Source organism: Streptomyces sp. NPDC104831 (assembly GCF_055583025.1).
The window spans coordinates 1-10615 of sequence record NZ_JBVJOT010000116.1 but is presented as its reverse complement, the minus strand read 5'-3'; the positions used below and the strand labels follow the sequence as shown (position 1 = coordinate 10615).

Sequence of the window (10615 nt, the reverse complement as noted above, 5' to 3'; positions counted from 1 at the left end):
GTCCGGGCGGGTGTTCCCCCTTCGCCCGCCCCCTCAACCCCTTTGTTTGGCGGGTCCCCCCCCGCGCCGGCACCACCGCCCCCATCGGCACCCCCGGCGAACTGTGCATCGGCGGCGCCGGACTGGCCCGCGGCTACCTCGGGGCGCCCGAGCTGACCGCCGAACGCTTCGTGGCGGACCCGGAGTTCCCGGCCGGCCGCGGCTACCGCACCGGCGACCTGGCCCGCTGGCTGCCGGACGGCACCCTGGAGTACCTGGGCCGGCTCGACACCCAGGTCAAGATCCGCGGCTACCGCATCGAACCCGCGGAGATCGAGCACGTCGCCGAGGGCACGCCCGGCGTCACCGCCTCGGCGGTCCTCGCCGTCGCCGACGACACGGGCCACCGCCACCTGTGCGCCTACGTCGTCCCCGGCGACGGCTACGACGAACAGGCGCTGCGCGCCCGGCTGGCCGCCGAACTGCCCTCCTACATGGTCCCGGCGTTCGTCGTCACCGTGCCCGCCATCCCCACCGGCCACAACGGCAAACGGGACACCTCGGCCCTGCCGCCGCCCCGCCGCGCCGCCCCCCGGGGCGAGCGGCGCGCGCCCACCGGCGAGACCGCCGTCCGGCTCGCGGAGATCTGGGCACGGGTGCTGGGCGTCGCGGACATCGGACCGGACGACAACTTCTTCGCCCTCGGCGGCGACTCGATCATGATGGTGCGGGTGCTCGCCGAGGCCCGCCGGGCCGGCCTCGACTTCTCCTTCCAGGACCTGTTCGCCCATCCCACGCTCGCCGGGCTGGAGCCGCACGTCCGGCGGGAGCGGCTGCACACCGGCGCGGCCCGCCCGTTCGCCCTGCTCGCCCCGGCCGACGCCGAGCGGCTGCCGGCCGACGCGCGGGACGCCTACCCGCTGTCCGCCCTCCAGAGCGGCCTGCTGTACGAGGTCGAGCTGACCGGGCACCGGCCGGGGCTCTACCACGACATCGTCGGCTTCCGCGTCGCCGGGCCGCTGGACCTGGCGGCGTTCCGTGCCGCCGCCGGCCTGGTCGCCGCCCGCCACCCCGTGTTCCGCACCTCGCTGCACGTCACCGGCTACGGCGAACCCCTGCAGATCGTGCACGCCGGCACCCCGGACCCGGTGGAGGTCACCGACCTGTCCCCCCTGGACGAGGCCGGACGGGAGCGCGCCCTGGACGAGTACCAGACGCGCGAACTCGCCCGCGGCTTCCGGCCCGAGCGGGGCGGCCTGGTCCGGATCGCGGTGCACCTGCTGGGGGAGAGCGGATACCAGTACAGCCTCAGCTACCACGCGGCGGCCCTGGACGGCTGGAGCGTCAGCGTGGTCCACCACGACCTGTTCGCCGCCTACCTGGCGCTGCGCGCCGGCCGCACCCCACGCCTCGGCCCGCTCGGCACCGGTTACCAGGACTTCGTCCGCCTGGAACGCGAGGCGGCCGGCTCGGCGGAGAGCCGCGCCTTCTGGGAGGACCTGCTGGACGGCCACGAGGGCGGCCGGCTGCCCCGGCTGCCCGGCGCCCCGGACGGCGCCGAGGGCGTGGTCATGCACGACGTGCCGCTGCCCGACGGCGTCCCCGAGGGCGTCATCCGGCTCGCCGGACGGCTGAACGTCCCCGTGAAGTCGGTCCTGATGGCCGCCCATCTGGCCGTCCTGGCGCTGGTCACCGGCACGGACGACGTGCTCACCGGCTACGAGCACAGCGGCCGGCCCGAGACCGTGGACGGCGACCGGGTCGCCGGACTCTTCCTCAACACCCTCCCGCTGCGCGCCCGGGTCGGCGACGGCAGCTGGGCCGACCTGGTGCGCGAGGCGTACCGCGCCGAGACCGCGCTGCTGCCGCACCGGCGCTACCCCATGAGCGAGATGAAACGGCGACGCCCCACCCGGGAACCGCTGTTCGAGGCCGTCTTCAACTTCACCCACTTCCACGTCCTGGACGAGCTGCGCCGCGAGCACGGGCTGCGGCTGGAGCGCACCCGGGTGGCCAGCCAGACCGAGTTCCCCTTCCGCGCGGAGTTCTGGCAGGACGCCTTCACCGGCACGGTGGCGCTGTCCCTGCACTACCACCCCGGCGCGTTCCCGCCGGAGCAGATCCAGCGGATCGCCGGCTACTACCGGCGCGCCCTCCGGACGCTGGTCACCGCCCCCGACACCGGCGTCCGCGCGGCCGGCCTGCTGGGCGCGGCGGAACGCGCGCTGCTGGCGGGCTACGCCGGCCCGGCCCGCGCGCTGCCCGAGGGCGGCGTGCTCGCCCTGTTCGCGGCCCAGGTGGCCGCCCGCCCGCAGGCGGTCGCCGTCCGGCACGGCGCCCACGCGCTCGACTACCGCGAACTGGACGGCCGCAGCGCCCGGCTGGCCGCCCGGCTGACCGCCGCCGGGGTGCGGCCCGGTGACGTGGTCGCCGTGCCGATGGACCGCCGGATCGCCTGGGCCGTCACCGTCCTCGCCGTGCTGCGGCTCGGCGCGGTCTACCTGCCGCAGGACCCGGCCGACCCCGCCGTCCGGCTGCGCGCCATGCTGACCCGTTCCGGGTGCCGGCACGTGCTGACCACCTCCGCGCACCACCCCGCGCTGGCCCGTGCCCTCACCGCGGACGACGGCACCGGCCCGGCCGTGCTGTGCTACGAGGAGCTGACGGACGGGGACGACGGCCGCCCGGCCACCGGCACCGCCGGCACCCGGCACACCCCGGCCCCCGCCGACCCCGCCTACCTGATCTTCACCTCCGGCTCCACCGGTGAGCCCAAGGGCGCCCTCGTCCACCACGAGGGCATGCTCAACCACCTCCTCGCCAAGGTCGACGCGCTGCGCATGACCGAGGAGGACGTGGTCGCGCAGACCGCCACCCAGTGCTTCGACATCTCCGTGTGGCAACTGCTCGCGGCCTGGCTGGTGGGCGGGCACACCGTGATCTACGGCGCCGACACGGTCACCGACCTGCCCGCCTTCGCCCGGGCCCTGGAGGACGACGCGGTCAGCGTGCTGGAGGTCGTCCCCTCCTTCCTGGACGCCCTGCTCGGCGAACTCGACGTCCGGCCCCGCGACCTCGGCGCCCTGCGCTGGAACCTGGTCACCGGCGAGGCGTTCCCGCCCGCGCTCAGCCGCCGCTGGTTCGACCGGTACGACGTGCCCATGGTCAACGCCTACGGGCCGACCGAGACCTCCGACGACGTCACCCACCACGTCCTCACGGCCCCGGCCACCGGGAAGCGGGTGCCCGTGGGCCGGCCGATCGCCAACACCGGCATCCACATCGTCGGCCCCGACGGGCGGCACGTGCCCGTCGGCACCTACGGCGAGATCCTGGTCACCGGCACCGCCGTCGGCCTCGGCTACCTCAACGACCCCGGACGCACCGCCCGGGCGTTCACGGCGAACACCCTCGACGGCACCTCCGAACTGCTCTACCGCACCGGCGACATCGGCCGCTGGCTGCCCGGCGGGGTGCTGGACTGCGCGGGCCGCCGCGACCACCAGACCAAGGTGCGCGGCCACCGCGTCGAACCGAGCGAGGTGGAGGGCGCGCTCGCCCGGGTGCCGGGCGTGGACCACGCCGTGGTGCTGCCCCGCCGCGACGGCGGCCGGCACCTGCTCGCCGCCTGGTACACGGGCACCGCCGAACCCCGGCCGGACGCCCTGCGCGCCGGACTGTCCCGCTTCCTGCCCCGCTACCTCCTGCCGGACGTCTTCGAGCGGCTGGACGCGTTCCCCGTCACCCGCAACGGCAAGGTGGACCGCGCCGCCCTGGCCCGCCGGCCCCTGGCGGCGGCCGCCCGCCCCGCCGCCGAACCGCCCCGGACCCCGGCCGAGGCCGCGATGGCCGCCGCGTTCGCCGAGGTCCTCGGCCTGCCCCCGGACACCGTCGGCGCCACCGACGGCTTCTTCGACCTGGGCGGGCACTCGCTGGCCGCGATGCGCCTCGCGGCCCGGCTGCCCGGCGGCCTGACCCTGCGGGACGTCCTCGCCCACCCGACCCCCCGCGCCCTGGCCCGCCGCGCCGGCCGCCCCGCGGACCCCGGCCGCCCGGCGGACGCGCTGACCGACCTGACCGCGATCGCCGGGCTGCGGCCCGAGGGCACCGCCACCGTGGTCTGCTTCCCCCTCGCGGGCGGCACCCCGGCCGGCTACCTGGACCTCACCCGGGCCCTGCACCGGGCCGGCGCCCCCGTGCGCGTCCTGGCGGCCGGCTACGGCGACACCCCGGCCGGCGAACTGGCCGCCGCCCTCGCCGCCCGCGCCGAGGGCCCGCTCGTCCTGCTCGGCCACTCGGCCGGCGCGGCACCCGCGCTGGACACCGCCTTCGCCCTGCGCCGGGCGGGCCGCGCACCGGAGCACGTGTTCGTGGTGGCGTCCCTGCCCCGCACCGACGCCACCCCGCCCGACCCCCGAGCAGACCTGGACCGCACCGACGAGGAGGTGCTGACCTGGCTGGCCGGGCACACCGGCCTCGACGCGGCGGACCTCCTCCCGCCCGGCGAACGCCACCGGCTCGCCGAGGCGTTCCGCCACCACTCGGCCGCCGCCGCCCGGTCCTGGGCCCGGCTGTCCGCCCTGCCCCCGGACACCGCGCTGGACACCCCGGTCACCCTGCTGCTCGCCGCCGACGACCCGCTGACCCGCGGCCACGAGGAACACGCCCACGGGTGGGCCCGCTTCACCGACGCGTTCACGCTGAACGCCACCGTCCACGGCGGCCACCGGCTGCACACCACCCGGCCCGACTTCCTCGCGGAACAGGTGCGCAAGGCGGTGGGACCGTGAAGGCGCGATGGGCCCACGAGCTGGGCTGGGGCGAGGCATTCCTCGAACTGCCGGGATTCGTACCGGACTTCTCCACCTACCTGAAGCTCGAAGGCTTCAACCCGGCCGGCTCCGTCAAGCTCAAGGCGGCCCGCGCCATGGTGGAGAACGCCGAGGCGGACGGGGTGCTCAAACCCGGCTCCCGGCTGATCGAGTCCACCTCCGGGAACCTCGGCATCGCGCTCGCCTCGGTCTGCGCCGCCAAGGGCCACCGGCTCACCCTCGTCACCGACCCGAACGCCAACGACCAGAGCGTGCGCTGCATGCGGGCCCTCGGCGCCGACGTCGTCGTGGTCACCGCGCGCGACCCCAACGGGGGCTTCCTGCACAGCCGCATCGAGCTGATCCACCGGCTGCTGGCGGCGGACCCGTCGGTCGTCTGGCTGAACCAGTACGCCAACCCCGCCAACCCCGGCGCCCACCTGGACACCACCGCCGTCGAGATCTTCGAGGGGTTCGGCGCGCCCGACTGGCTGTTCATCGGCGCGGGCACCACCGGCACCCTGATGGGGGTGACCGCGTACGCCCGCCGCGCCGGCGCCGCCACCCGGATCGTGGCCGTGGACACCCTGGGCTCGGTCACCTTCGGCGGGGCCCCCGGCCGCCGCTGGATCCCGGGCCTGGGCGCCAGCCGGCGGCCGGAGGTCTTCCAGGACGACGGCTCCTTCGACAAGGTCCTCGTCGAAGAGCGCGACACGGTCCTGATGTGCCGTCACGTCGCCCGCTCCTACGGAGTACTGCTGGGCGGCTCCTCGGGCACCGTACTGGCCGCGATCCGGGCCATGCGCGCCTCGATCCCGGCCGGCAGCACCGTCCTCGCCCTCGCCCCCGACCTCGGGGACCGCTACCTGGACTCCGTCTACGACGACGACTGGGTCACCGCCCGCTTCGGCGCCGCGGCCACCGCGCCCCAGGGCACGGACCCCACCACCACCGCACTGACATGACACACGACGCGACGAAGGGACATCGATGACGGACTTCTCGGTCCTCACCGGCAAGGTCGCCGGCGAGCTGCTGGCCGGGCAGGAACAGGGCGTGATCGAACGGGTGCGCGCCGCCTACCTGGCGCACGACGAGGGCGACAGCGTCAACCCGGACAGCTACTTCCTCCGCTTCCCCGAGAAGCCCGACTCCCGCATCATCGCGCTGCCCGCCTACCTCGGCGGCGAGGTCGGCATGGCGGGCGTCAAGTGGATCTCCAGCTTCCCCGCCAACGTCGCCAAGGGCGAGCCGCGCGCCTCGGCCGTCCTGGTCCTCAACGACTACGACACCGGCCGCCCGGTCGCCCTGCTGGAGGCCGCCGGCATCAGCGCCGTACGCACCGCCGCCTCGGCCGCGCTCGCGGCCGTCACCCTCGGTACCGCCCCGCCCGCCACGGTCGGCGTGGTGGGCGGCGGCGTGATCGCCCGCACGGTCTGCCGGTACCTGTACGCGGCCGGGATCAGGCCGTCGGAGATCCGCTGCCACGACCTCGACCCCGCCTCGGCCGCGGCCCTCACCGGCTACCTGAACGAGCGGTACGCGGTCACCGCGCTGGAGACGGACCTGTCCGCCGCCCTCGACAGCGACCTGGTGCTGTTCGCCACCACCGCCCTGTCCCCGTACGTGCCGGACACCCACCGCTTCCGCCCCGGCCAGCTGGTGCTGAACATCTCGCTGCGCGACCTGGCACCGCGCACCCTGCTCGCCGCCGACAACGTCCTGGACGACGTCGAGCACTGCCTGAAGGCCGACACCTCCCCGCACCTGGCCGAGCAGCTCACCGGCTCCCGGGAGTTCGTCACCGGCACCCTCGCCGGCGTGCTGCGCGGCCGGGTGCGCCCGGACCCGCGGCGGCCCACCGTGTTCTCGCCCTTCGGCCTCGGCGTCCTCGATCTGGCCGTGGGCCACTGGCTGTACGAGCGGGCGCTCGAGGAGGACCGGCTGCTGCGGCTGCCCGACTTCTTCGGGGAGACCCGCCGGTGGTGAACGACGAGGCTGCCGCACCCCGGCGGGGCGCGGCCCCCGGTGCCGACGGCCCGGTGCTGACCGGCCGTCAGCTGACCGCGCTGGTCGTGGCGCGCGCGACCAGCAGCGCGGGGTTCTTCGCGGTACTGCCCTACCTCGGGCTGTGGCTCACCGACGACCGGGGTCTGTCCGGGGCCTCCGCCGGACTCGTCGTGGGCGGCTCGATCCTGGCCAACCGCGCGGGCGGCGTGGTGCTGGTCCCGCTGATCAACCGGCTGGGCCTGAAGGCCTCGGTCGGCGCCGGCTATCTCGGCGCGGTCGCGATGTTCGCCGTGCTCGGCCTCGGCCTGCGGCTGCCCGTGTACGGCTGGCTGGTGCCGGCCGCGCTGGCCGGCCTGTCCCTGGCCATGGCGACCACGGCGATGAAGGCCCAGATCGCCGCCTTCCCGGCGGGTCAGCGGCTGCGCGGCTTCAGCTACCTGAACATGGCCGTCAACGCCGGTTCCGCCGTCGGACCGGTGATCGGCGGTCAGCTGCTGGAGTGGCACGCCGACCGGCTGCCCCTGGCGGCCGCGCTGCTGGACCTGGTCGCGCTGGCCGTCGTGCCCGCGCTGCCCGGCGTCTGGCGCGCCACCGGCCGCACCGGCACGGCCGCCCCGGCCGGCACCGCGGTCCGCCGGCTGCCCGGCCGGCGGTTCGTCGCCTTCACCCTCGTGGTGTGCGGCACCTGGGTGGCGTACGCGCAGGTCTTCGACGTGCTGCCCGCCTACCTGGGGGACGCGGTCGGCGCCCGCGAACTGGGCCTGGTGTTCACCCTGAACGCCGTCCTGGTGGTGGCCCTCCAGGTGCCGGTGTCGGCCCTGTCGCGCCGGCTGCTGGACCGGCCGCGCTCCGGCTTCGGGCTGCTGTGCCTGGGGGCGAACGCGGTCCTCGCCGGCGCGGTGGTGCTGTTCGCCCTCGGCCGCGCGGCCGGACTCGGCCCGATCCTCGCGGCGATGGTCCTGTTCACCCTGTCCGAGCTGGTGTGGAGCCCGCTGTACGACACCCAGGTCGGCGAACGCCGCGGCGAGCTGTCCACCACGGCCGCGTACGCCCTGGCGGGGGTGGCCTGGGGCGCGGCCGAGTCGGCGGGCGCCTGGCTGGGAACGCTGCTGGTCGTCCACCGCTCCGGTCACGGGGTGCCGGCCGGCCCCGCGGCGCTGCCCTACTGGGGCGGCGCCGCACTCGCCCTGCTCACCGGCCTGGCCCTGTCCTGGGGCCACCGGGCCACCCCACGGAAACCGCACGACGGTAGGGAAGGAAGCGTCCATGACGTGGATGTGTCTGCTCGGGCCTAGCCCCGGGGGAGCCCGGGCGATCGCGCTGCACGGCCACCGGCCGGTGGTGCTGGTGCCGCCCGGCACGGCCGTGCCCCCCGAGGTCGCGGCGCACGCCGAACGCGTCGTCTTCAGCCCGATCACCGACCACGCCGCGGCACGGGCCGCCGTGGACCGCCTGGTGGCCGAGCTGGGCCCGCCGCGCCTGGTGGTCTCCTTCACCGAGTTCGCCCAGGAGGTCTGCGCACGCATCGCCACCGGGCTGGGCCTGCCCTCGGTGACCCCGCTGGCGGCGGCCCGCGCCCGCGACAAGGCCGCCATGCGGGCCCTGCTCGCCGGCACCCCGTACGCCTGGCCGTATGCCGCGGGCACCCCGCGGGAGATCGCCGCCGCCGTGCGCGCGGAGCCCGACGGCGTGCGCTGGATCGTCAAACCCCAGGACGGCGCGGGCAGCGCCGGGGTCACGGCCCTCGCGTCGTACGCCGGCCTCGACCGGTGGCTGGCGGACCTCCCCGCCCAGGACGACGGCCGAACCCGTGGATACATCGCCGAACACGCCGCCGACGGCCCCGAGTTCAGCGTGGAGGCGGTCAGCTCCGACGGGACGCACACCCTCCTCGCGATCACGGCGAAGCAGACGACCGGCAGCCCCGGCTTCGTGGAGACCGGACACGTCGTGCCGGCCCCGCTGACCGACGCCGACGCCACGCGGCTGGGGGACGCGGTGCGGTGCGTCCTGGACCGGCTGGACATCCGGTACGGCGCCAGCCACACCGAACTGCGGCTCGACCCGGTGCACGGCCCGGTCGTCATCGAGACCCACACCCGGGTCGGCGGCGACTGCATCCCCGAACTCGTCGAACTCGCCACCGGCCAGGACCAGTACGAGCGCGCGATAGCCGCACTCCTCGGCACCGGCCCCGCGCTCCGGCCGGCCCCGGCCGCACCGGCGGCGGCCATCGGCTTCGTCCTCCCGCCCGGGCCCGGCACGCTCACCACGCTCTCCGTCACCCCCGTCCCGGGCGTCCTGCGCTGGCACTTCGACCGCGCCCCCGGCCAGGAACTGGCCCGGCTGCGCAGCTCCGAGGAGCGCGTCGGCCATGCCATCGCCCTCGGCGGGACACCGGCTCAGGCGGCCGAGACCGTCGCCAAGGCCGTCGCCGGCGTCCACCTCCAGACCGCGCCGACCGCCCACCCGGAATGACGCACGGCAGAAAGGCACCCCCCATGTTCGACGACCTCGACGTCCGCGCCCTGTCCCGCCGCCCCGGCGCCAAATGGAGCCGGGCCGATCCGGACGTCCTCGCGGCCTGGATCGCGGAGATGGACTTCCCGCCGGCCCCGGCCGTGCGCGAGGCCCTGCTGCGGTGCGTGGAGAACGACCTCGGCTACCCCTCCTGGGACGGACGGCCGGCGGAGAATCCGCTGCGGACCGCCTTCGCCGAGCGCATGCGCACGCACCACGGCTGGGCGCCCGACCCCGCCCACGTACGGGAGTTCACCGACATCAACCAGGGCCTGCAGGCCGTGCTGAACGTCGCCACCCGGCCGGGCGACGGCGTCGTGGTGCACACGCCGACCTATCCGCCGTTCCTGGAGACCATCGCGAGCATGGGCCGGCGCCTGCACGCGGTGCCCTACGTCCCGGACGGGGACGGCTGGGCCTTCGACGCCGACCGGCTGGACCGGGAGCTGCGCGAGGGCACCTCGCGGGTGCTGCTGCTGGTCAACCCGCACAACCCGACGGGGCGGGTGCTCCGGCGCGAGGAGCTGCGGGCGCTGGCCCGGCTCGCGCTGCGCCACGACCTGCTGGTGATCGCCGACGAGGTCCACGCCGATCTGGTGCACGCCCCGCACCGGCACATCCCGTTCGCCTCCCTCGCGGACGAGGTGGCCGCCCGCACGGTGACCCTGACCTCGGCCACGAAGGCGTTCAACGTGCCGGGCGTGCGCTGCGCCGTCGCCCATGTCGGCGCGGCCGAGGTGCGCGCGGCGCTGGCCGACCCCACCCATCTGTACGGCGAGCCGAACACCTTCGGTGTCGCCGCCACCCTGGCCGCCTGGCGGCGGGCGGAGGACTGGCTCGCCGGACTGCGGCCGGTCCTGGCCCGCAACGCCGCGCTGGTGCGCGACGGGCTCCCGGCCGGCGTGGGCTACCGGATGCCCGAGGCCACGTTCCTCGCCTGGCTGGACTTCCGCGAGCCGGCGCCGGACCCCGACCCGCACACGTTCCTGAAGGACAAGGCCCGCGTCCTGCTCAACGACGGACGCGCCTTCGGACCGGGCGGCGAGGGCTTCGTACGCCTCAACTTCGCCACCTCCCGGGACATCCTGGAGGACATCCTGCGCCGCATCCGGGAGTCCCTGGCCTGAGACGCCCGGATCCCGGGACGCACGAAGGCGGCGGGGCGGAACAGACGGGGCCCCCCGCCGCCGCGGAGTGGGGACAACGGTGAGCATGAAACAGCGCAGCCGTAGGTCGTTGCTGCCGACAAACCAATCGGGGAAAGCCACCGCGGCTCCGGCTCTCATGGGACTGCG

The 10615-nt window shown here is 75.8% G+C and carries 6 protein-coding genes; all 6 read left to right on the top strand.

The genetic code is table 11. From position 1 onward, the window contains the following. Positions 1-4769, top strand: a 4769-nt coding sequence (locus ACZ63H_RS37965; protein ID WP_469873025.1) for a thioesterase II family protein, incomplete at its 5' end; no start/stop codon positions are given. Beyond that, positions 4766-5755 (top strand): 2,3-diaminopropionate biosynthesis protein SbnA, encoded by a 990-nt coding sequence (gene sbnA / locus ACZ63H_RS37960; protein WP_469873024.1) that lies wholly within the window; start codon positions 4766-4768, stop codon positions 5753-5755. The genes ACZ63H_RS37965 and sbnA, both read left to right, overlap by 4 nt. Before the next feature lie 25 nt (positions 5756-5780). Continuing rightward, positions 5781-6779, top strand: coding sequence for a 2,3-diaminopropionate biosynthesis protein SbnB (sbnB, locus tag ACZ63H_RS37955; RefSeq protein WP_469873023.1), 999 nt, complete (start codon positions 5781-5783; stop codon positions 6777-6779). Continuing rightward, positions 6776-8095 (top strand): MFS transporter, encoded by a 1320-nt coding sequence (locus ACZ63H_RS37950; RefSeq protein WP_469873022.1) that lies wholly within the window; start codon positions 6776-6778, stop codon positions 8093-8095. Before sbnB ends, ACZ63H_RS37950 begins: the two co-directional genes overlap by 4 nt. Next, positions 8067-9278 (top strand): ATP-grasp domain-containing protein, encoded by a 1212-nt coding sequence (locus tag ACZ63H_RS37945; RefSeq protein ID WP_469873021.1) that lies wholly within the window; start codon positions 8067-8069, stop codon positions 9276-9278. The genes ACZ63H_RS37950 and ACZ63H_RS37945 overlap by 29 nt, the downstream gene beginning before the upstream one ends. Before the next feature lie 23 nt (positions 9279-9301). Further along, complete coding sequence (locus ACZ63H_RS37940; RefSeq protein ID WP_469873020.1) at positions 9302-10447, top strand: MalY/PatB family protein; 1146 nt, start codon at positions 9302-9304, stop codon at positions 10445-10447. The last annotated feature ends 168 nt before the right edge of the window (positions 10448-10615 follow it).

What these genes read in the sequence shown, in the direction of transcription:
- sbnB (WP_469873023.1), top strand. Translation starts at nt 5,781, where the DNA reads ATGACGGACTTCTCGGTCCTCACCGGCAAGGTCGCCGGCGAGCTGCTG.
- ACZ63H_RS37945 (WP_469873021.1), top strand. Translation starts at nt 8,067, where the DNA reads ATGACGTGGATGTGTCTGCTCGGGCCTAGCCCCGGGGGAGCCCGGGCG.
- ACZ63H_RS37940 (WP_469873020.1), top strand. Translation starts at nt 9,302, where the DNA reads ATGTTCGACGACCTCGACGTCCGCGCCCTGTCCCGCCGCCCCGGCGCC.